At 29.4% G+C, this 21,334-nt stretch carries 20 protein-coding genes; 1 reads left to right on the top strand and 19 read right to left on the bottom strand.

All coding sequences use genetic code 11. The annotated features are described in order from the left end of the window. Window positions 1-7: 7 nt before the first annotated feature. The 15 genes from IC219_RS11660 to IC219_RS11590 form a co-directional block, all read right to left on the bottom strand. Entirely contained in the window at window positions 8-733 is a 726-nt protein-coding gene (locus IC219_RS11660) for a gamma-glutamyl-gamma-aminobutyrate hydrolase family protein (RefSeq protein WP_227434111.1), read from the bottom strand. Window positions 734-768: 35 nt separating this feature from the next. Next, window positions 769-1,014, bottom strand: coding sequence for a TIGR03905 family TSCPD domain-containing protein (locus IC219_RS11655; RefSeq protein WP_227434110.1), 246 nt, complete (start codon window positions 1,012-1,014; stop codon window positions 769-771). Between the two features lie 359 nt (window positions 1,015-1,373). Beyond that, window positions 1,374-3,374: a sigma 54-interacting transcriptional regulator gene (locus IC219_RS11650; protein ID WP_227831239.1), complete on the bottom strand. Its 2,001-nt coding sequence runs from the start codon at window positions 3,372-3,374 to the stop codon at window positions 1,374-1,376. A gap of 30 nt (window positions 3,375-3,404) precedes the next feature. Then, on the bottom strand, window positions 3,405-5,123 hold the full coding sequence (locus IC219_RS11645; protein WP_227831240.1) for a tetratricopeptide repeat-containing diguanylate cyclase: 1,719 nt from the start codon (window positions 5,121-5,123) through the stop codon (window positions 3,405-3,407). A 243-nt stretch (window positions 5,124-5,366) separates the two neighbouring features. After that, the gene (fabF, locus tag IC219_RS11640; protein WP_227434107.1) at window positions 5,367-6,605 is read right to left on the bottom strand and encodes a beta-ketoacyl-ACP synthase II; all 1,239 of its coding nucleotides are present in this window, start codon (window positions 6,603-6,605) and stop codon (window positions 5,367-5,369) included. Window positions 6,606-6,633: 28 nt separating this feature from the next. Continuing rightward, window positions 6,634-6,858, bottom strand: coding sequence for an acyl carrier protein (acpP, locus tag IC219_RS11635; RefSeq protein WP_227434106.1), 225 nt, complete (start codon window positions 6,856-6,858; stop codon window positions 6,634-6,636). A 76-nt stretch (window positions 6,859-6,934) separates the two neighbouring features. Further along, window positions 6,935-7,684 carry a 3-oxoacyl-[acyl-carrier-protein] reductase gene (fabG, locus tag IC219_RS11630; RefSeq protein ID WP_227434105.1) on the bottom strand — a complete coding sequence of 250 codons (750 nt, stop codon included), beginning with the start codon at window positions 7,682-7,684 and terminating at the stop codon, window positions 6,935-6,937. After that, entirely contained in the window at window positions 7,684-8,634 is a 951-nt protein-coding gene (gene fabD / locus IC219_RS11625; RefSeq protein ID WP_227831241.1) for an ACP S-malonyltransferase, read from the bottom strand. The genes fabG and fabD overlap by 1 nt, the downstream gene beginning before the upstream one ends. A gap of 15 nt (window positions 8,635-8,649) precedes the next feature. Next, window positions 8,650-9,579, bottom strand: coding sequence for an enoyl-[acyl-carrier-protein] reductase FabK (gene fabK, locus IC219_RS11620; protein WP_227434103.1), 930 nt, complete (start codon window positions 9,577-9,579; stop codon window positions 8,650-8,652). A 106-nt stretch (window positions 9,580-9,685) separates the two neighbouring features. Next, a complete protein-coding gene (locus IC219_RS11615; RefSeq protein WP_227434102.1) occupies window positions 9,686-10,672 on the bottom strand; it encodes a beta-ketoacyl-ACP synthase III in 987 nt (328 codons plus the stop codon). Window positions 10,673-10,697: 25 nt separating this feature from the next. Further along, window positions 10,698-11,720 (bottom strand): phosphate acyltransferase PlsX, encoded by a 1,023-nt coding sequence (gene plsX / locus IC219_RS11610; protein WP_227482194.1) that lies wholly within the window; start codon window positions 11,718-11,720, stop codon window positions 10,698-10,700. A 10-nt stretch (window positions 11,721-11,730) separates the two neighbouring features. Then, window positions 11,731-12,288 carry a transcription factor FapR gene (fapR, locus tag IC219_RS11605; protein WP_227434100.1) on the bottom strand — a complete coding sequence of 186 codons (558 nt, stop codon included), beginning with the start codon at window positions 12,286-12,288 and terminating at the stop codon, window positions 11,731-11,733. A gap of 201 nt (window positions 12,289-12,489) precedes the next feature. Next, window positions 12,490-12,666 carry a 50S ribosomal protein L32 gene (rpmF, locus tag IC219_RS11600; RefSeq protein WP_003419113.1) on the bottom strand — a complete coding sequence of 59 codons (177 nt, stop codon included), beginning with the start codon at window positions 12,664-12,666 and terminating at the stop codon, window positions 12,490-12,492. A 24-nt stretch (window positions 12,667-12,690) separates the two neighbouring features. Further along, on the bottom strand, window positions 12,691-13,215 hold the full coding sequence (locus IC219_RS11595) for a YceD family protein (RefSeq protein ID WP_227434099.1): 525 nt from the start codon (window positions 13,213-13,215) through the stop codon (window positions 12,691-12,693). A 92-nt stretch (window positions 13,216-13,307) separates the two neighbouring features. Continuing rightward, the gene (locus IC219_RS11590; RefSeq protein WP_227831242.1) at window positions 13,308-14,504 is read right to left on the bottom strand and encodes an acetate/propionate family kinase; all 1,197 of its coding nucleotides are present in this window, start codon (window positions 14,502-14,504) and stop codon (window positions 13,308-13,310) included. Between the two features lie 454 nt (window positions 14,505-14,958). Here IC219_RS11590 and IC219_RS11585 point away from each other — a divergent pair, with 454 nt between their 5' ends. After that, window positions 14,959-16,239 carry a nucleotidyltransferase gene (locus IC219_RS11585; protein WP_227831243.1) on the top strand — a complete coding sequence of 427 codons (1,281 nt, stop codon included), beginning with the start codon at window positions 14,959-14,961 and terminating at the stop codon, window positions 16,237-16,239. Between the two features lie 304 nt (window positions 16,240-16,543). On the opposite strand, the gene IC219_RS11580 is transcribed toward IC219_RS11585, so the two are convergent. From IC219_RS11580 to larA, 4 genes are read right to left on the bottom strand one after another with little or no spacing between them, the layout of a single operon-like run. Beyond that, complete coding sequence (locus IC219_RS11580) at window positions 16,544-17,935, bottom strand: FAD-binding oxidoreductase (protein ID WP_227831244.1); 1,392 nt, start codon at window positions 17,933-17,935, stop codon at window positions 16,544-16,546. Window positions 17,936-17,945: 10 nt separating this feature from the next. Beyond that, on the bottom strand, window positions 17,946-19,166 hold the full coding sequence (locus IC219_RS11575; protein WP_227434095.1) for an FAD-binding protein: 1,221 nt from the start codon (window positions 19,164-19,166) through the stop codon (window positions 17,946-17,948). A gap of 13 nt (window positions 19,167-19,179) precedes the next feature. Then, window positions 19,180-19,968 carry an electron transfer flavoprotein subunit beta/FixA family protein gene (locus IC219_RS11570; protein ID WP_227434094.1) on the bottom strand — a complete coding sequence of 263 codons (789 nt, stop codon included), beginning with the start codon at window positions 19,966-19,968 and terminating at the stop codon, window positions 19,180-19,182. Between the two features lie 16 nt (window positions 19,969-19,984). Continuing rightward, window positions 19,985-21,259, bottom strand: a complete 1,275-nt coding sequence (larA, locus tag IC219_RS11565; RefSeq protein WP_227831245.1) for a nickel-dependent lactate racemase — start codon at window positions 21,257-21,259, stop codon at window positions 19,985-19,987. Window positions 21,260-21,334 lie beyond the last annotated feature (75 nt).

The raw sequence follows: 21,334 nt of genomic DNA, 5'->3' as shown, positions 1-21,334 counted from the left end.
AGGTATATTATAAAGTTGAACAAATATTTACGAAATATTTAAATAACTTTTCCATTTTATTACAATAATCTACCATCATTTCTGGATGCCACTGTATTCCTACTACAAAATTTTCATCCTCTTTTTCAATAGCTTCTATTATACCATCTTTTGAGTATGCTATGGCTTTTAATCCTTCACCAAGTTGTTTAATACTTTGATGATGATAACTATTTGTAAGTAATTGTTTTCCTAAAATACCTTCTAAAATACTCCCGTCTTGAACATCTACCTTATGAGTAGCTACATGTCTTTTAGAAGATTGTGTATGTTTTATGTAACTTCCTTTAACAAGACTATTATCTTGATATAAAGTTCCACCTAGGCTTACATTTAATATTTGTAGCCCTCTGCATATACCTAGTATTGGCTTTTTAAGTTCTAAAGCTATACTTATAGCAATTAAATCAAATTCATCTACTTCGGGATATATAAACGTTGTTTCTTCTCTTGTTTCTTCACCATATAATTGAGGATTAACATCCCATCCTCCAGATATTAAAACTCCATCAACCATCTCAATCTGTCTCTTTATAACTTCTCTATCTGTATTTACTGGAATAATAACTGGGCTACCTCCTCCCTTTAATACTGCGTTTATATAATCATTATTTACATAGGATCTTTCAAGCCCAGGAAACATTCCATTTTCCATTATTATCAGATTTCCTAAAATACCTATTATTGGTTTCATAATTAAACTCCTAACTAGTTGATTGTTTTATGTACTTATTTTTTATTTATATAATTCTCTAATGCTAGAGAAAGTTGGTCTGGACAAGATGTTGGTTTTGTTTTACACTCTATTCCTTTTAGTTTTTGAATTACATTTTCTATATTCATACCTTCAACCAATACTTTTAATCCTTTTAAATTTCCATCACATCCACCAACAAAATTTACATTTGTAACTTTGTCATCTTTTACCTCAAATTCAATTTCTGTAGCACAAGTCCCTGTTGTTTTGTATTTCATAATTAAACCTCCCAATTATTTTGTTGTCTTATCTATATAGTTAGCAATATATATGCCAAAATTTATACTTTACGTTTATTTATTATTTATCAAGTATTCACAATGCTTCCATCAAATATTTTTTTATTTTTAGATATAAATACAAATTTTTTTGCAAATAAAAATAGGTAATGGGTTATTTACTTATAACCTATTACCTATCTAAACCTATTGTCTAAACCTATTTATATTTAATTTATTTTTATATGCTTTTAATATATAGTATTAAATGTTAATTTGAGCATAAGATGGTTTAACTTTTATATATATCTTTCCAAGTTCTAAGATATTTCTATTTAGAATCTTTTACTTTAATATACCTAATTCATATTATTGTAAAACTTTATACCTTCTTGTGTTATTTGACTTCCACATCTTCCAGATTTAGATGATATGTATCCACACTCACTCAAATAAGACAATACTTTTCTTACTTTATTTTCAGATATTTCAATACCCTCCTCTGTAAGTTTTTCTATTATAAAACCTCTTCCAACTCCAGAAGTTAAATCTTTTCTTTCATATAGTATTCTAAGTATATACTCAAATTCTTTTTTGGTATAACTAACCCCATCATCAAAGCTACTAATATATTCTGTCTTTATATAAGGTGGAAGGTCATCTTTAAAAACCATACTTTCACACATTAAACTTACATAAGAAGCAACATTTTGCAACTCTCTTATATTTCCTGGCCAATTGTATTTTTCTAAAATAACCTCAACTTCAGGAGAAATTTTTATATCCTTTTCCAAAAAGAAATTCATGAGAGTTATTATATCTTCTTTTCTCTCCCTCAATGATGGTATGTCTATTGGTAGTACATTCAATCTATAATACAAATCTTCTCTAAATTTACCTTCTCTAATCATTTTAGGTAAATTTTTATTTGTCGCAGCTATAATTCTAACATCTATATTTATAACATTGTGGGAACCTATAGGCATAACTTGTTTTTCTTGAAGTACTCTAAGTAATTTTGTCTGTAATAATGGAGGCATATCTCCAATCTCATCTAAAAATATAGTTCCATTGTTTGCAAGTTCAAATAGACCTTTTTTCCCTTCTCTTAATGCTCCTGTAAAAGAGCCTTTTTCATAGCCAAATAACTGACTTTCTAATAAGCTATCTGGAACTGCAGCGCAATTAACTGCTATAAAAGGCTGATTACTTCTATTAGAGTTATTGTGAATTGATTGGGATAATAATTCTTTACCAGTTCCACTCTCTCCTATTATTAAAACAGAAAGGTCTGATTTAGATATTTTTTTAGCTAACTCTATACACTTTGTCATCCTCTTATTCTTAGTTTTTATATCTTTGAATGTGTACTTTGCTATTTGACCTTGCTCTCTTAATTTATTGGTAAGATTTTGTTCTAATTTTTTTATATAGGTTATTTCTTGTAAATTGTAGTATATACCAGCTTTATTACCCATAGAAAATATATTTTTTTTATTTACATTTATATATTTCTTATTTGTAAATACAACTTCATCAGCAATTTCTTTATCTTCAAGTAAAATATCCAAATCTTTAGAGATAATATCTTTTATGTTTTTTCCTCGTATATTTCTGTTTATACCTAAAATTTTTAATACTTCTTTATTAAATGTATTTACAACACCATCTATTGAAGTAAATATTATTCCATCCTTTGACAAATTTAATATAACATCTTGTTCTTCTATTTTTAGAAATAATTGTCTATAATTGTCTTTGACACCATTATCTAAGCTTATTAGACGTTCAGAATATACCATCAGATTTTTTCTTATTTCCTTCACATCAATTTTAAGCCCATTTATTATCTCTATAAAAGTAGATATATCAATGTATCTATTTCCTAAATCAATTACCTTATTTATATAATTTGGTACTTTTTGGGTTACTCCAGGTGTTATGGCTATATCTATATTTTCATAGGTTTGTCCTTCAATATATGGAGTAAGCTTTAAATTTTTTACTCCTATCTTATAAAACAGACTTATTGTTTCTAATGTAGTTTCTTTTGTGTCATTTACAACTAATACTTCTGTTCCATATGGTATTGAAAACAATCCATATATTTCTTTTTCTTTAAGAGTTCTTCTCACAACTATAATTTTACTATCTTGTACTAAATGCTTTCTCATGCTATTTAATCTGTCATCATTCATTACTAAAACAAAATCACCTTGTATTTTATCATCATCTTTTAAATTTTCTAAATAATAATGATTTATATCAAGATAATTTTCTAAAACTAATCGTATATTTTCTTCCAAGAAAGATGATAGTTTAGTTATCTTATCTGTTACTATAGCTATTGACTGCTTCATATTTATACCTCATATCTATATAATATACAATTATTTGTACACTACTTTATTTCTTCCAAGCTGTTTTGCTTTATATAGATTTTTATCAGCTTCTTCTAATATGTTTTTGCTATCAGAGACATGGGCTATACCTGCACTTATAGTCACAGTCACATCTTCACCCCATTTTTTATTTTCAATTGCATTTCTTATATTGTCAATTATATCAAACACTTCTTCACCAGATTTATCTCTTATCAATACAGAAAACTCTTCTCCACCATATCTAAATACTTTATCTTCTTGCTCAAGCATAACACAAATAGTATTTACTATGCCCTTTATGACAACGTCTCCAAATTTATGTCCATAATTATCATTTATAAGTTTAAAATTATCTATATCTATCATTACAAGTGCAAAGTTATCATCTTTTTCTCTGTACTTATTATACATAATATCAAAACTTTTCCTATTATAAACATTTGTAAGTCCATCATGTAAATTTTGTGCTTTAAAGTACTTCAATCTATTATATAAAAAAGTAGAACCTAATGTAATAATTAAAATTACACTAAATAATATTTTATAAGACTTAATTTCTTTTTTACTTTTTTCAAAAAACTCACTTTCACGTGATACCTTATCAATTATATAAAAACTAATTTCCGAATCTCTTATACTTTTGCTCTCTTTATATTCATTTATTAATATCTTCTGGTACTTATTTACAGAGTTTACATTCCCTTGTTTCTCATATATATTCAATATTTCATTTAAGGTTTTTATTTTCTCTTGAGTTAACTTTCTTTTAGTAGATATCTCTAGGCTTTTTTTATAGTTATCTATTGCAGAATCATAGTTTTTACTTTTATATTCCAAATTTCCCATTGCCATATAGTAATACATACCTTTATCTAATATATGAATTGATTTATCATATTTTATAAGATAATCAGCTCTTTCTAAAAGAGTCATTGCCTTTGATATCTCATTTTTTCCTACATGTGCATTTGCCTGCATTATAGAAGCCATTATTTCAAAATCATTGTAATCATCTATGTTTACAAACTTTTTATAGTCTTTTACATTGCTACATGTTTCAATGGCTTTATCATATTCTCCCAACTCTACATATATTTCTGCTAAATTTATAAGAGCATATAATCTAACCATTCCATTTTTTTCATCTTCATCAACATCTATCTTAAAAGAATCCTTTATTAATTTTTCTCCTGTTTCATATCCACCTACCTTTAAAAGTATGCTCGCCAAATCAACATCTAGTCTTGCTTTTTCATAATTATCCCCTAATTTCTCAGCTAATTTTATAGACTTTACAGTTAAATCTACTGCGCTAGAATAATTATTATCCATTATGTACACTGATGCTAGTCTTTTCTCTATACTAAATCTACACTCATCAGATAATTTTACATCTGATGTTCTCATCTTTTCTAACGAATCAATAATTATCTTCGTTCCATCTGGGACATATGAAATAGTCTTTAACATATCCCAAACTTCATTATATACTTTATTGTATTTTTTTTCTGGGATAGATTCAAAAGAAGTTTTGACCATTTTTTTTGCTTCATCATACTTCTTATCCGACACAAGACTTTCAGACATATATTTTCCCTTATTTATAATTTCTCTTTCTTTAAGTCCATTTTGATCATACCCTATAAACAAAATAATACTAATAAGTATTATAGCTATAAAAATTATCTTTTTGGGTAAACTTTTCTTTGGTAGTCTAAAATTCAAAATTTTAGCCCTCCTTCTGTATATTGTAGAATGAAAACTTGCATATATATAACCTCTCAATAATTTATGATACAATATATCAAAATGATTTACAACATGTGCTAGAATTAAATTTTAATAAAAAAGTCCCCTAAATTAGACATTTATTCTAATTTAGGGGACTTTTAATTTAGTTAATATAAATTTATAAGGTCAAAAACAAGTGCTTGTTTTTTAATGTTATTTTTAATATTTGTCATTTATTTATACATATTTTTTTAGTACAATTGTAGCATTATGCCCACCAAAACCTAAAGAATTTGATAGTGCATATCTAATATCTTTTTCTTTACCTTTATTTGGAACATAATCTAAATCTAAATCTTCGCCAACTTCTTGTATATTTATAGTTGGAGGTACAAAATTATCTTCTATACTCATTGCACAAACAACTGCTTCTATTGCACCTGATGCTCCTAATAAATGACCAGTCATAGATTTTGTCGATGATACACATAAATTATATGCATTTTCTCCAAATACAGTTTTTATAGCCATAGTTTCATATAGGTCATTATAATAAGTTGAAGTTCCATGAGCATTTATATAATCTACTTCTTCTAGTGGAACATTTCCATCTTTTAAAGCCATATTCATAGACCTAGCTGCTCCTTCTCCATTTTCAGCTGGAGTTGTCATATGATATGCATCAGCAGTTAAACCATATCCTACTACTTCTGCATATATTTTTGCACCCCTTGCTAAAGCATGTTCTAAGTCTTCTAATATAACAATACCTGCTCCTTCTCCCATTACAAATCCATCTCTGTCCTTGTCAAATGGGCGTGATGCAGTTTTAGGGTCATCATTTCTAGTTGACATAGCCTTCATATTACAGAATCCAGCAAATGCAAGTCCTGTTACAGCAGCTTCAGAGCCTCCTGCTACCATAATATCTGCATCTCCTCTTTGTATAACCTTAAAGGCATCACCTATTGAATGAGTTCCTGATGCACAAGCTGTACATACATTAGTATTAGGTCCTTTTGCTCCTAAAAATATTGAAACTTGACCTGCTGCCATGTTTCCTATCATCATAGGTACAAATAGTGAACTTACTCTTTTGTTTCCTTTTTCTAAAAGAATTTTATGTTGAGTTTCTATTGCTTCAACCCCACCTATACCAGAGCCTATTATAACTCCAACACGTTCTCTATCAACTTTATCTAAATCAAGATTTGCATCTTCAACTGCTAATTTTGCAGAAACTATTGCAAATTGAGCAAATTTATCTAATCTCTTTAATTCTTTTTTGCTTATATATTCCTCTGGATGAAAATTCTTAACTTCTCCTGCTATTTGAGTTTGATATGTGCTAGCATCAAAATTAGTTATTTTATCTATACCAGATACTCCAGATTTTATATTGTTCCAGAACTCTTCTTTTCCTGTTCCCAATGGTGTAACACATCCAAGTCCCGTTATTACTACTCTTTTATTCATCTGATACCTCCACTTTTTTAAAGCTCGACTATTTGTTAGCTTCTATATAGTTAACTATGTCCCCTATAGATTTGAAGTTTTCTGCTTCTGTATCTGGTATTTCTATACCAAATTCATCTTCAAGTGCCATTATTATTTCTACTGCATCTAATGAATCTGCTTCTAAATCTTTCATTAATGATGTTTCCATAGTTATTTCTTTATCTTCTACTCCTAATTGTTCTATTATTATTTCTACAACTTTATTAAACATTGTGTTCCTCCTAAGATTTTTTATTTTAATTTTTATTTTAAATAGATTTCTCTACTTTTTAAAGTATTATTTTTTATTATTGCATTACCATTCCACCATCTACATTTAACACTTGTCCTGTTATATAACTTGACATATCACTAACTAAAAATGCTACAGCATTGGCTACATCTTCTGGTTTACCATAAGATTTTTTTGGTATATTTGATAGTGTTGATTCTTTTACCTCATCACTTAGTACTTTAGTCATATCTGTTTCTATAAATCCTGGTGCCACTGCATTTATATTTATATTTCTTGATGCTAATTCTCTTGCAGAAGATTTTGTAAATCCAATCACGCCAGCTTTTGATGCACAGTAATTAGTTTGACCTGCATTTCCCATGATTCCAACTACTGAAGTCATATTTATTATTCTACCATATTTCTTTTTCATCATAGGTTTAATAACTGCTTTTGTACAATTAAATACACCTTTTAAATTTATATCTATAACTCTATCAAAATCTTCTTCTTTCATTCTCATAAGTAATGCATCTTTAGTTATACCTGCATTATTAACTAATATATCAATTTTTCCAAACTCTTTTATAATAGAGTCCATCATTTGATTTACTTCATCAGATTTAGATACATCACATTTTATAGAAGTACATTTTACACCCATACCTTCTATTTCACTTTTAGTTTTTAGGGCTTCATCCTCTTTAGAAGTATAATTGATTACTATATCAGCTCCAAGAGATGCTAGTTTCTTTGCTATTTCTCTCCCTATACCTCTAGAGCCACCAGTAACAATTGCTACTTGTCCTGTAAGATTTATCATTATATCTCTCCATTTCCATAATCTTGTACAAATTCATTTAAAGAATCTATACCATCTATATTGTAAATATTCACACTTGCTTTTTTATTAGAGGCTATCTTCTTAATAAATGCTTTTAAAGTTTTTCCTGGTCCCATTTCTATAAAAGTATCATACCCATCATTTAATAATCTTTCTATAGAATCTTCCCAAAGTACAGAAGAACTTACTTGTTTTATAAGCAAGTCTTTACCTTCATTTTCATAGTAATCTGCATTTACATTTGCTACTACATCAACTTTAGGCTTAGTCATATTAACTTTGTCTAATTCACTAGCTAGTTTTACTCCAGCTTCTCTTAACATTGATGAGTGGAAAGGCCCACTTACATTTAATTTAACAGCTCTTTTTGCTCCTGCCTCTTTACATTTTACCATTGCTTCTTCTATCTTTTCATTTTCACCAGATATAACTACCTGACCAGGAGAATTGTAATTTGCTACTTCTACAATCCCTCCTTGTATGTCTTTTACAACACTTCCTAATATTTCTCTATCTAAACCTAAAATCGCTGCCATAGCTCCAACCCCTGTTGGGACTGTTTCCTGCATAAATTTACCTCTTTTTTTAACTAGGCATACAGTATCTTTAAAATCAATTGCATCTGCTGCAACTAATGCACTATATTCTCCTAAAGATAAACCTAAACATGCATCATATTTTAAATCTATTTTTGATTGTATCGCTTTTAGTACAGCTACACTATGTGTAACCATAGCTGGTTGAGTATTTTCAGTTTTAGAAAGTTCTTCTTCACTACCCTCAAACATAAGCTTTTTTAAATCTATATTTAAGGCACTACAAGCCTCGTCTATCACATTTTTGGCAACCTCGTTATTTTCATATAAATCCTTAGCCATCCCTACATACTGGGCTCCTTGACCAGGAAATACTAGTGCAACTTTTCCCATCATGCTCCTCCTGATTTATAGTTCTATGCCTGGCATAATCTCTTTTGCTTGATTTACCATAGTTTCTATAATTTCTTTACAAGGTGTTATTTTTTTTACCATAGCAGCACTTTGACCTGCCATAAATGAACCTTTTTCTATATCTCCATCTACTGTTGCAAATCTTAAAGCACCTGTACCTTTTTGGTCTAATTCTTCAGGAGTAGCTCCATTTTGTTCCATCTTTAAGAATTCTTTTGATAATTTATTTTTTAATGTTCTTACTGGATGACCTGTGCTTCTTCCTGTAACAATTGCATCTCTATCTTTTGCTTTTAACACTAATTCTTTGTAGTTTAAATGTACAGAACACTCTTCACTACAAATAAATCTAGTTCCTACTTGAACTGCATTCGCACCCAGTGCAAATGAAGCAACAATACCTCTACCATCTACAATACCTCCTGCTGCTATTACAGGTATATTAACAGCATCAGCAACTTGTGGAACTAAAACCATAGTAGTAAGTTCTCCTATGTGTCCTCCACCTTCTGTCCCTTCAGCTATTACTGCTGTAGCTCCTAACTTTTCCATTCTTTGCGCTAAAGCTATTGTTGGTACTACAGGTATAACTTTTGTTCCAGCTTCTTTTAATCTGTCCATATACTTTGCAGGATTTCCAGCACCAGTAGTAATAACTTGAACCTTCTCTTCTATAATTAAATCTATTATATCATCTACAAATGGTGACATAAGCATTACATTTACACCAAAAGGTTTATCTGTTAATTCTTTACATTTAACAATTTCTTCCTTTATAGCTTCTTTTGGTGCATTTCCTGCTGCTATTATTCCAAGTCCACCTGCATTAGATACAGCACTTGCTAATGATGCAGTAGCTACCCATGCCATTCCCCCTTGGATAACTGGGTATTTTATATTTAACAGTTTGCAAATTTTATTCATATCATTCTCCTTCACTTAAAATCAAAAGTAAACTTTTTATTGTAAATTAACTTTAATTTTTAGATAAAGCTAATTTTGTTAATTAAAGAATTTTAGATGTTTTGTACTATAAAGTCCACTTAACAACTGAAGCTCCCCAAGTTAAACCTCCACCAAAGCCAACTAAAACTACATTATCACCTTTTTTGATTTTTCCTTCTTTATATGCTTCATCTAGCGCAACAGGTATAGATGCAGCAGACATATTTCCATACTTATTTATATTTACATAAACCTTATTCATATCAAGCCCTAATCTCTTAGAAGAAGCTTGTATTATTCTTATATTAGCTTGATGTGGTATTAGATAGTCTATATCAGTTGTATTTAAATTTGCTTTTTCAAGAGCTGTTAAAGATGTTTCTGCCATCTTTCTAACTGCAAACTTAAATACATCGCTACCTGCCATCTCTATTGTATGTAGATTAGCTTCTACAGTATCTTTACTTGCTCTAAGTCTTGAACCTCCAGCAGGTATCTTTAAACAATCTTTTCCCCTACCATCAGAACCCATATGTGTAGATAGGATTCCGCCTTCACTTACAGGTCCAATAACAGCTGCTCCAGCACCATCTCCAAATAATACTGCTGTTGACCTATCATTGTAGTTTAGAAACTTTGAGCAAGTTTCTGCTCCTATTACAAGTACATTTTTATAACAACCAGTTTCCACAAATTGCTTTGCAATAGTTACTCCATATACAAATCCAGAACAAGCTGCTGATATATCAAACGCAGTAGCATTCACTGCTCCTATTGCTTCTTGTACTATACATGCAGTTGAAGGCAAAGACATATCAGGAGTAATTGTTGCCAAAATAATCAACTCTATGTCCTCTACATTTAACTTTGCACACTCTATAGCTTTTAAAGCAGCCTTAGATGCTAGGTCAGAAGTTGCTTCATTATCTTCTACAAATCTTCTTTCCTTAATACCAGTTCTAGTGCTTATCCACTCATCTGATGTATCCATTATTTTTTCGAAGTGAAAATTATCATATGATTTCTCAGGTAGATAACTTCCCACACCTAATATTCCAGCCTTTGTATTCATTATATATTAAACCTCCAAAACGAGTTTATTCATCTTCGTTATTTTTATTTTCTTCATTATATTTACTTATAAATTGATTGATATCCTCAACAACTTTTCCTTTTGTAAATTTTATACCTTGATTTATAGCATTTTTTATAGCTTTAGCATCAGAGCTACCATGAGCCTTTATAACTCCTCCATTTAATCCTAGAAGTGGAGCTCCACCATACTCAGAATAATCTATAAAACTCTTTAATTTTTTTAAATCATCTTTTATAAGTAATGCTCCTATTTTGCTTTTTGTACTAGCCATAAAAGTTTCCTTTATAAGACTCATAACTGAAAGGGCTACCCCTTCAGCAGATTTAAGTAATATATTACCTGTAAATCCATCACAAATAATTATATCTGTATATGCATTTATAACCTCTCTAGCTTCTACATTCCCTATAAAATTTAAATCTAATTTTTTAATTTCCTCATATGATTTTTTAACTAAATCATTGCCTTTACCTTCTTCTAGTCCAACATTTGCTAGTGCCACTTTAGGATTTTCAAGTCCCAACACTTTTCTTGAGTAAATATTACTCATAGCTGCAAATTCAACTAGATTCTTAGATTTACAATCTGCATTCGCACCACAGTCTGCTATAAGTGTCATTCCTCGCTTTACATTTGGTATTGCTGAGCATAAGCAAGGTCTATCAATTCCTTTTATTCTACCGACTACAAATAATCCACCAGCAAGTAAAGCTCCTGTGTTTCCAGCTGATATTATAGCATCTGCCTTACCTTCTTTTACGAGGTTTAATGCTACTACCATAGATGAATCTTTTTTGCTTCTTATAGCCTTAACTGGTTTATCTTCATTTTCTATAATCTCAGTAGTATGAACTATTTCTAGTTTATTTTTATCAAATTCATAATTTGAAAATTCCTTTTCTAATAAATCTTTATCTCCTGTGATTATTAAATCTACTTGATATTCTTTTATAGCATTTACTGCGCCTTCTACATTAGATTTTGGTGCATTATCTCCACCCATTCCATCTATTACTATTTTCATGATTTTCCTCCTAATCTAACTCTTCAAAGATAAACTTCCCTCTAAATATTTGCTCTTGGGCTTTATTGTTGATAACAACTTTTACATAATGCTTTTTGTCTATATTTCTATACACTTCTGCTTTTGCTATAAGTCTGTCTTGTTGTTCTATCAACTTAAAACATTTTACATTTGCAACTCTCATAATAACTTTAGGTGCATCTATTATAGCCATTGCTAATGAATCTGCTAGAGAAAATATATACGTATCTTTCAAAGTATTAGTTTTAGAGTAAATCATGTCCTCTGTAACTTCTAACATAGATATACCTAATTGCCCTACAGATAAATCAATGATTTCGCCTGTAATTTCCTTTACTCCTAAAGTCTTTACTTTTGAACTCTGAGTTTCTGCTATTGATTTGACTCTTTCTCTTAGCTCTGGTATGTTTAGACTCATTCTATCTAATCTTATTGTCTGTATACTAACATTAAACAAACTTGATAATTCTTCATCAGTATAAAAAGGATCAGTCTTTAGCATATCTATAAGCTCTTGTTGTCTTTGGGCTTTACTCTTCTTTTTCATGTTCCCTCCAAATTTTATAGCTGTAATTAGTACCAGCTACTAATAGTAGTATATAGTAACACACAAAAATTTTCAATACTTATATTATTATTTTTCTAATTTTTAATATGCATAAAATCCATTTATTTCTCTAGTAAATCATCTTTTTTATATGTACAAAAAAAACATGTAGAGTACACTCTACATGTTTTTTAGAAGCTATTACTTAGATACAACTTCTTTACCTTTATAATATCCACAGTCTGGACACACTCTATGTGGTAATTTTGGCTCATGACATTGTGGGCAACTTACAAATCCTGTTGCTTCCATCTTTGAGTTAGCTGCTCTTCTCATTTTTGTGTTTGATTTAGACGTTTTACGCTTTGGTACTGCCATTTACGCCACCTCCTTAGTCAAAATTTAATTAAATAAATCTTTTAATTTAGCAAAACGAGGATCTATGTATTCCTCATCGTTTGTAATTTCACTGCAAGAACATTCTTCTTTATTTAAGTTTGCTCCGCATCCTTGACAAAGACCTTTACAGTTTTCACTACAAAGAACTTTATGAGGCACATTAAAATCTAATGTCTGTTCTATTATATCAATAAGGTCGATTTCTTCACCATCAAATATAAAAGGATCAAACTCCTCAAATTCATCTTCATCATAATCTTCTTCTTTTACTAAAAAACCTTGTATAGAATACTCTAATGGTATTTCTACTTCTTTAAGACATCTTGAACAATTGTCAACAATTGTAAAATTAACATCTATATCTAGATACAAACCTTTATTAGTCTTTGATACTTTACCTTTTAAATTTACAGGTGATACTAATTTGTAAATCTCATCACAATAACTAATAGTATCAATTTTTTCACAAAAATTCAAGTCTATTTTGTCAGTTTCTTTTCTATTTATTTTTTCTATGCTAACTTTCATTAAGTTCACCTCAACATATCACCAAATTTATTATACAAATCTAGCATTTGTTTGTCAAGTATTTTTACTTGATAGGCATAAGTTTAATTAAATTATTTTACTAATCTTAATGTATCTCTAGCTATCATTAATTCTTCGTTAGTTGGTATTAAAAGCATTTTTACTTTAGAGTCAGCAGTAGATATTACTGTTTCTTTTCCTCTAACATCATTAGCTTCCTTATCTAGTTTCATTCCTAAGAACTCCATATTAGAAGCTATGTCTGCTCTTATAGCCTTTCCATTTTCACCTACACCAGCAGTAAATACTACAACATCTAATCCATTCATTTCAGCAGCATAAGCACCTATATACTTTTGTACTTTTTTAACATAAGCTTCTAATGTTGCTTGAGCTCTTTCATCTCCATTTTTAGCTGCATCTTCTATATCTCTGAAATCACTAGAAATTCCAGTCATTCCATATACTCCAGATTCCTTGTTCATTAATTTATCTAATCCATCAGCATCTAAACCTTCTTTTCTCATTAAGAAAGGTAGTATAGCAGGGTCTATATCTCCACATCTAGTTCCCATTATTAATCCTTCTAATGGAGTGAATCCCATAGATGTATCTATACATCTTCCACCATCAACAGCAGCTATAGAAGCACCATTTCCTAAGTGACAAGTTACTATTTTTAAGTCTTTTATATCTTTTCCTAACATCTCTGCTGCTTTTTGAGATACATAGTTATGAGAAGTTCCATGGAACCCATATCTTCTTACTCCATATTTAGTATATAATTCATGAGGTAAACCATATAAGTATGAAGATTTAGGCATTGTTTGATGGAAAGCAGTATCAAATACTCCTACCATTGGTACACCTGGAAGTATAGCCTTACAAGCATCAATTCCCATTATGTTTGCTGGATTATGAAGTGGAGCTAAATCTATACATTCTTTTAAAGCTTCTTCTACTTCTGGAGTTATTACTACTGAAGTTGCAAATTTTTCTCCAGCATGAACAACTCTATGCCCTACTGCATCTATTTCTTTCATTTCTTTAACTGCACCAAATTCTGGGTGAGCAACAGCTTCTAATACTAATGCTATTGCATCTTTATGGTCTTTCATTGGTTGTTCAACAATGTATTTATCATCTCTTCCTGCTTTTTCATGTTTAAGTATAGAACCTTCGATTCCTATTCTTTCAACTAATCCTATACATAAAACTTCTTCATTACTCATATCTATTAATTGATATTTTAATGAAGAACTCCCACAGTTTAATACTAATATTTTCATTATTATTTCCTCCTTAGATTTTTATAAATGATATGTAATCAATTTTGATTCATAATAAATGTCTAAAAACTTATATTTTATTATTTTGTCATAGATATATTATTGTATACATTAAACGATTTTCATAAATAATATATCACCTTTTAATATAAAAGTATATACTTTTTTTTATATTATATCATATTTCTACTATGGCAAATTGTGTGTTTTAATAACAATTTATTAACAAATTAACTTAATGTAGATTATTCTTTCCCATTTGCTATAATAATATAATATAAAGGCTTAATAAAGTTATTTTAATAACACTTAACTGATTTCTTATTATGTAGTATTTCTACATTTTAACAAATTTTTTTATGTTTTTTAGCTAGGTAATTAAAAATTTAAATTTTATACATATTATAATAAATTACAATATAGATAAAATAAACAAAGGAAAAAGGAGCATTTTATGAATATACTTGGATTAATAGTTGAATATAACCCATTTCATAATGGACATATCTATCATTTATCTAAATCTATAGAAAAAACAAATGCAACACATACAGTGGCAATCATGAGTGGAAACTTTCTTCAAAGAGGTGAGCCCGCTTTATTTGATAAATATACTAGAGCAAAAATTGCTGTCGAAAATGGTGTAGACTTAGTTATAGAATTACCAACTATGTTTGCTTGCCAAAGTGCCGAAATTTTTTCTCATGGTGCCATCACAATTTTAAATTCTCTAAACTGCATAAGTTCTGTATGTTTTGGTAGTGAAGAGGGAAACACAGATATTCTTTATAGTATTGCAGAGATTTTAGCAAATGAGCCAAAAGAATTTAAATTACTTTTAAAAAAATATTTAGATGATGGTATGTTATTTCCAGTGGCTAGAGCTAATTCACTTTTTGATTATATACACCAATATGAAAACAACGACTTATCTCAAAAAACTACAAAAGAACAATTATTAAAAATATTAAATTCATCAAATAATATACTTGGTATAGAATATATAAAAAATCTTATCAATTTAAACAGCAATATAAAGCCATTTACTATTTCCAGAGTTCAGTCAGAGTACAACTCTAAAGAAATTGATAATAGTATTTGCTCTGCTACTGCTATAAGAACTTCACTTAAGGAAAATTGTAATATCTCTCAGTTAAAAAAAGTTATTCCAGAAAAAACTTATAGTATATTAAACGAAAAAATAGATAATAAATTTTTTCCTATGTTTGATGAATTATTTTTTGATACTTTAAAGACAATCATACTTAGGGACATATCCAATTTAAAGGATTATTTTGAAGTAAATGAAGGTATAGAAAATAAAATTTACAAAGATATTTTTACATCTAATTCTTTATACGAATTACAATTATCAATTAAATCTAAGAGATATACTTTAACTAAAATCAAGAGAACTTTAAATAATATATTGTTAGGCATAAAAAAAAGCGATATTCACCTTGTAAAAGATATAGATATTGTTCCTTATATAAGAATACTTGCTTTCAATGACAAAGGTAGAGAAGTTCTAAAAGAGATAAAAAATAAATCTAACATAGACATAATAAATAAATTTTCAAATATATCATTTTCATTAGATGATGCTATTTTTAAAACACTTATAAGTTATGATATAAAATCTACAAATATATACAACTCAGTATATTATAGAAATAATCAAGGTTTAGTAAAAGGTCCTATGGACTTTTACACTCGTCCAATATATGTAAAATAAGTTTTTTAAATAACCTTATCAATTTTAAATAACCTCATTAAATTAATAAGATGTATTTATAATTACAAATATTTTTTATAAATAAAATACGCTTCACATGTGTATTCATATTTTTAGGATGGTAACACCAACTTAACTTAAATAATATTTCATATTTCTAAAGTTAAATAAACATTGCCATCCTAAAATCTTTATAAATAATATTAATATTTACAAATACTATTAACATTAAAAAGTAAATTTAAGTTATTAAATTTAAACCTGTTTTTTATAACTTTTATGTTTAAAAATAACATTTATATATTTAATATATTTTTCCTGGATTTAAAATATTTTTAGGGTCAAAAGCTATTTTTATATTTTTAATTAACATCATATAGGCATCTGATTTTGATTCATGTAAATACTCTTTTTTTGCATATCCTATACCATGTTCACCTGAGACTTGACCATTAAGTTCTCTAGATTTTTTATACATACAGTCAAAAGCTTCTTTTAATCTTACTTTCCAGGTATGTTCATCCATACTATCTTTTAATATATATATGTGTAGATTTCCATCACCTGCATGACCAAAACTTTTTATTCTTATTTTTAACTCATCTTGAAGCTCATGAGTATATCTTATAAACTCTGCTACCTTGTCTCTTGGTACAACGACATCACATTCATCCATTTCTGTTGTAGATGCCTTTATAGCTTCTAAGAAAGCACCTCTGGCTGACCATATGGAATCATTTCTTTCTTGCGTATCTGATATAAATACATCTAATGCTCCATTTTCTAAACACAGATTAGCAACTTTTTCATATTCTTTTTCAATTTCTTCAATACTATTTCCATCAAACGTAAGTAGAAGATAAGCATCTGATGTATTATCTGGAAACTTTTTACCTAAAAATTCTTCCGCAGCCAATATTACATCTCTCTCCATAAATTCTATGGCTGTTGGTATTGATTTCGATTTTATTATTTTAGGAACAGTTTCTATTGCCATTGATAAATTTGGAAAAGGTATAAGTAAACTTACACTTTTATTTGGTAAAGGAAGCAATTTTAATATCGCTTTTGTAACTATTCCTAAAGTTCCTTCTGAACCTATTAATAAATCTTTTATACTATATCCAGAACTATTTTTAACTACTTTTCCCCCTATATTTATAACTTCTCCATTTGGTAATACTACTTCAAGACCTCTAACATAATCTCTTGTAACACCATATTTTACTGCTCTCATTCCACCTGCATTAGTATTTATATTACCTGCTATTGTAGCACTCTTCTCACCTGGGTCAGGTGGATAAAATAAGTCTCTCTCTTGAACATATTGACCTATTGTCATAAGCAAAACTCCTGGTTCTACTGTCAATGTTAGATTTTCATAATCAACCTCAAGTATTTTATTCATTTTACATAGATTAATCATTATTCCACCATTTATGGCAACAGCAGCTCCTACAAGACCAGTTCCTTGTCCTCTTGGCGTAACTGGTATATTGTTTTCATATGCATATTTCATTATTTTAGATACTTGCTCGGTTTCAATCACATTTACTAAAACCTCAGGATATTTTTCTATTCCTCCAAGTTCATCATGTGAAAAATCTTCATTTATATCACTTCCAACTACTACATTTTCATCTCCACAAATATCTATTAAAAAATCTATATCTTTTTTATCAATTGATTTATACATCTCTATCCCCCTATTCAGCTGCTGATGCCACATATATTTGCTTATCATTTTTTTTATTTTCTATTTTTTTTATCAATTTAGGAATAATATCATAAATATCTCCTATTAAAGCTAAGTGTGCTACATCAAGTATAGGTGCCTTATCATCTTTATTTATAGCTACTATATAATCAGCTCCTTGCATTCCTGCAACAAATTGAACAGCTCCAGATACACCACAAGTTATTATTAATTTAGGCTTTACAGTTCTACCACTAAGACCTATTTGTTTTTTAGCATCTATCCAACCTGCTTCTATAATCGGTCTTGTTCCTGCTACTTGAGCATTTAACTTGTCAGCTAATTTATATATCATATCCATATCTTCCTGTTTCTTTATTGCTCTACTTGCAACTACTATTACTTCTGCTTCTTCAAGACCAACTTCTTTATTTTTTTCTTTTACACTCAGTACTTTAATCTTAGATTTTAATTCTTTTTTTTCTATTTCACATAAAGTTATTTTTCCTGTAGCATTTTCTACCTTTTCTGGAGCTGAAAATATTTTATATCTTACAGTGGCAAATTGAGGTCTATTATTGGGTGTATTTATGTGAGCCATTATATTTCCACCAAATGCTGGTCTTATCTGGTCTAAATCAGTGTTTGATTGCACATCAAGTATTGTACAATCTGCTGTAAGCCCTGTTTTAAATCTAGCAGCAAGCCTTGGAGCTAATGACCTACCTAATGTAGTTCCACCAACCAACATTATTGTTGGTTTTATTTTATTTATAAAGTTTTCTATTGCCTTTGCATATGGTTCTATCCTAAATTCTTTAAATTCATCTTCATCGTATACAAATACTTCATCAATACCATAGGAGATAAGATTCTTACATTTATCTTTTATATCTTTTCCTACAAATACACAATATACAGGTTGCTTTATTTTTGATGCCATTTTGCGAGCTTTTCCTATAAGTTCATATGTTACAGGATGTATATTTCCATTATGATGTTCTACATATACTGCCACTCCCTTCCATTCATCCTTATTTATTTTTGCTTTATTACTTTCTATAAATTCAAATGCACCTTTGGGTCCACTTTTGACACACAATTTGCACATCTTACAGCCAGCACTTATTTCTACCTTACCTGATTTTTCTTCTATAGCACCAAAAGGACAAATTTCTAGTACTCTTTTTAAATCAGTTATTTTATCTTGATTTACAACTATTTTTGACATTTCTTCTTCCCCCTTAGACTAATTTTAATTCCTCTAATTTATTTATAAGCACAGAACTTAACTCTTCTGGATTTCCTCTCATAATATTTTTATCTGTATTTGGCTTAGGAGGAAATATTCTTACAACTTGAGTAGGGGAACCATTTAATCCATAATTATCTTCGTCCTTATCTTCAAAATCATCTAAACTGTACACAGGTATTTTTCTTTCTTTAGTCTCTAACTTTAACTTAAATGAAGGCAATCTTGGTTGAAAAATATCTTTTTCTACTGTTATCAAACAAGGATACTCAATTTCACATACTTGTAAATCATTTGGCATATCTATTTCAACAACTATGCTTTTCTCTTTGATTTCAATTAATTTTGTAACATTAGTTACATGAGGTATATCTAAAAACTCGGCTACTTCAGGTCCAACCTGCGCTGTATCACCATCAGTAGTTTGTTTTCCACAAATTATTAAGTCTACTCTACCCATTTTTTTAATACCTTGCGATATAGTGTAAGAAGTTGCCAAGACATCTGCCCCTCCAAATCTTCTATCGCTTATTAAAGCTCCTTCATCTGCCCCCATCATAAAACTCTCTTCTATTACCTTCTTTGCTTGCGGAGGACCCATAGTAAGTACTTTTAAATTAGCTTTTATGTCGTTTTTTATTCTAAGTGCTGTTTCTAAAGCATATAAATCATAAGGATTCATTTTTGAATCTACTCCATCTCTTTTCAATACACCTGTGGATTCATCAACCTCTACTGTGGTTGTTCCAGGTACTTGTTTAATACATGTCAAAATTTCCATAAACTACACCCCTTTTTTATTTAACTATCACTGATACTCCATCAGGTATAACTGTAACTTTACTATCTTCACCGACTATATTAGTAGCCATCTCTAAAGCATCCTTAAAATTAAATGCATGTTTCATATGCATTTTATTTATCATTTCAGGACTACACTTATCTGTTACCATTATTACAGTATACTTAGATAGTATTCTTGCTAATATTTGAAATTCCCATTGGTCTGGAATTGTATCACATCTGTCAACACTTCTAATTTTTTCTAAAAGTTTTTTTGGAGAATCTGCATTTGCTACATTTTCATAAAAGGATTGACCTCCATGACCATCATTACATGCTGCAATCATTATTATTACTCCACCTTCTTTACAGGTAGCCTCTGCTGCTGTCATACCCTTAACTGCTTGATAAATATTTTGGTCTAATGGGTATCCACCATTTGTACTCACTACAATATCTGACTTTATGGAATTTACTTTTGAGAGTTCTGTTACAAATTCACAACCTCGGGTATGTGCTTTTTCGACATCACCAGCAAATGATGCTATTACTTTTTTCTCTTTATCTATTACAACATTCAATATAAATGCTAGTTTGGCAACCTTAGCTGCATATACCATATCTTCATGAATAGGATTATTTTTTAATTTTCCAGTTCTCGAATTGTCACTATCTATAAAATCACTACAATGGTTATACATTATAGTCTTTGCAGAGGCTATTCCTGGAAGTACACTTTTTCTTCCTCCTGAGAAACCTGCAAAAAAGTGTGGTTCTATAAAACCTTCTGCGATTAAAAGTTCTGCATCATATGCAAGTTTATTTATATATAAATCCCCACCTGAAGGTAATACACCCACCTTGCACATAGCTTCATCATCAGTAGATATATGCATGATTATTTCTTCATTATCTACAATTTCTTCTCCCATCTTATAAACTAATTCTTCTCTTGTACTTGGCCTATGAAAACCAGTTGCTACTATAATCTTCACATCAATTTTAGGATTAGCTTTCCTAATTCTTCTTAAAAGAATTGGCATAGTTACTTTACTTGGAACAGGTCTTGTATGGTCACTTGTAATTATGACTACATTCTTTTTTCCTTTAACTAACTCTTCCAATGATAAAGAGCCTATTGGATTATTCATAGATTCTTCAACTATTTCTTCTTGTGTCTTATGTTCTACATAATTATCCGATTTTGATTCCAAGACACCAAGAAAACGTTTGTTAGGTATTTCTAAAATCATTCCTTGCTTTGAATAAGGTACTTTTAACTTTACCATCTTTAATCTCCCATTATAATAAACTATAAAATTGGTATGTGGTCATACCAGTTTTACATTTATATAATAGTACCA

The sequence above is a fragment of the Clostridioides sp. ES-W-0018-02 genome (assembly GCF_020658175.1).
Taxonomy (GTDB): Bacteria; Bacillota; Clostridia; order Peptostreptococcales; family Peptostreptococcaceae; genus Clostridioides.
The sequence above is the reverse complement of the archived record's forward strand: the minus strand, read 5'-3'. Positions and strand labels throughout refer to the sequence as shown.

Excerpts from the sequence above, each read along its gene's own strand:
- plsX (WP_227482194.1), bottom strand. The coding sequence starts at position 11,720 with ATGAAAATAGTAATAGATGGAATGGGTGGAGATAATGCACCAAAATCT.
- IC219_RS11570 (WP_227434094.1), bottom strand. The coding sequence starts at position 19,968 with ATGGAAATTTTGACATGTATTAAACAAGTACCTGGAACAACCACAGTA.
- IC219_RS11660 (WP_227434111.1), bottom strand. The coding sequence starts at position 733 with ATGAAACCAATAATAGGTATTTTAGGAAATCTGATAATAATGGAAAAT.
- IC219_RS11595 (WP_227434099.1), bottom strand. The coding sequence starts at position 13,215 with ATGAAAGTTAGCATAGAAAAAATAAATAGAAAAGAAACTGACAAAATA.
- fabG (WP_227434105.1), bottom strand. The coding sequence starts at position 7,684 with ATGATAAATCTTACAGGACAAGTAGCAATTGTTACTGGTGGCTCTAGA.
- IC219_RS11650 (WP_227831239.1), bottom strand. The coding sequence starts at position 3,374 with ATGAAGCAGTCAATAGCTATAGTAACAGATAAGATAACTAAACTATCA.
- rpmF (WP_003419113.1), bottom strand. The coding sequence starts at position 12,666 with ATGGCAGTACCAAAGCGTAAAACGTCTAAATCAAACACAAAAATGAGA.
- IC219_RS11615 (WP_227434102.1), bottom strand. The coding sequence starts at position 10,672 with ATGAATACAAAGGCTGGAATATTAGGTGTGGGAAGTTATCTACCTGAG.
- fabF (WP_227434107.1), bottom strand. The coding sequence starts at position 6,605 with ATGAATAAAAGAGTAGTAATAACGGGACTTGGATGTGTTACACCATTG.
- acpP (WP_227434106.1), bottom strand. The coding sequence starts at position 6,858 with ATGTTTAATAAAGTTGTAGAAATAATAATAGAACAATTAGGAGTAGAA.
- IC219_RS11655 (WP_227434110.1), bottom strand. The coding sequence starts at position 1,014 with ATGAAATACAAAACAACAGGGACTTGTGCTACAGAAATTGAATTTGAG.
- fapR (WP_227434100.1), bottom strand. The coding sequence starts at position 12,288 with ATGAAAAAGAAGAGTAAAGCCCAAAGACAACAAGAGCTTATAGATATG.
- IC219_RS11580 (WP_227831244.1), bottom strand. The coding sequence starts at position 17,935 with ATGTATAAATCAATTGATAAAAAAGATATAGATTTTTTAATAGATATT.
- fabK (WP_227434103.1), bottom strand. The coding sequence starts at position 9,579 with ATGAATAAAATTTGCAAACTGTTAAATATAAAATACCCAGTTATCCAA.
- fabD (WP_227831241.1), bottom strand. The coding sequence starts at position 8,634 with ATGGGAAAAGTTGCACTAGTATTTCCTGGTCAAGGAGCCCAGTATGTA.
- larA (WP_227831245.1), bottom strand. The coding sequence starts at position 21,259 with ATGGTAAAGTTAAAAGTACCTTATTCAAAGCAAGGAATGATTTTAGAA.
- IC219_RS11590 (WP_227831242.1), bottom strand. The coding sequence starts at position 14,504 with ATGAAAATATTAGTATTAAACTGTGGGAGTTCTTCATTAAAATATCAA.
- IC219_RS11575 (WP_227434095.1), bottom strand. The coding sequence starts at position 19,166 with ATGTCAAAAATAGTTGTAAATCAAGATAAAATAACTGATTTAAAAAGA.
- IC219_RS11585 (WP_227831243.1), top strand. The coding sequence starts at position 14,959 with ATGAATATACTTGGATTAATAGTTGAATATAACCCATTTCATAATGGA.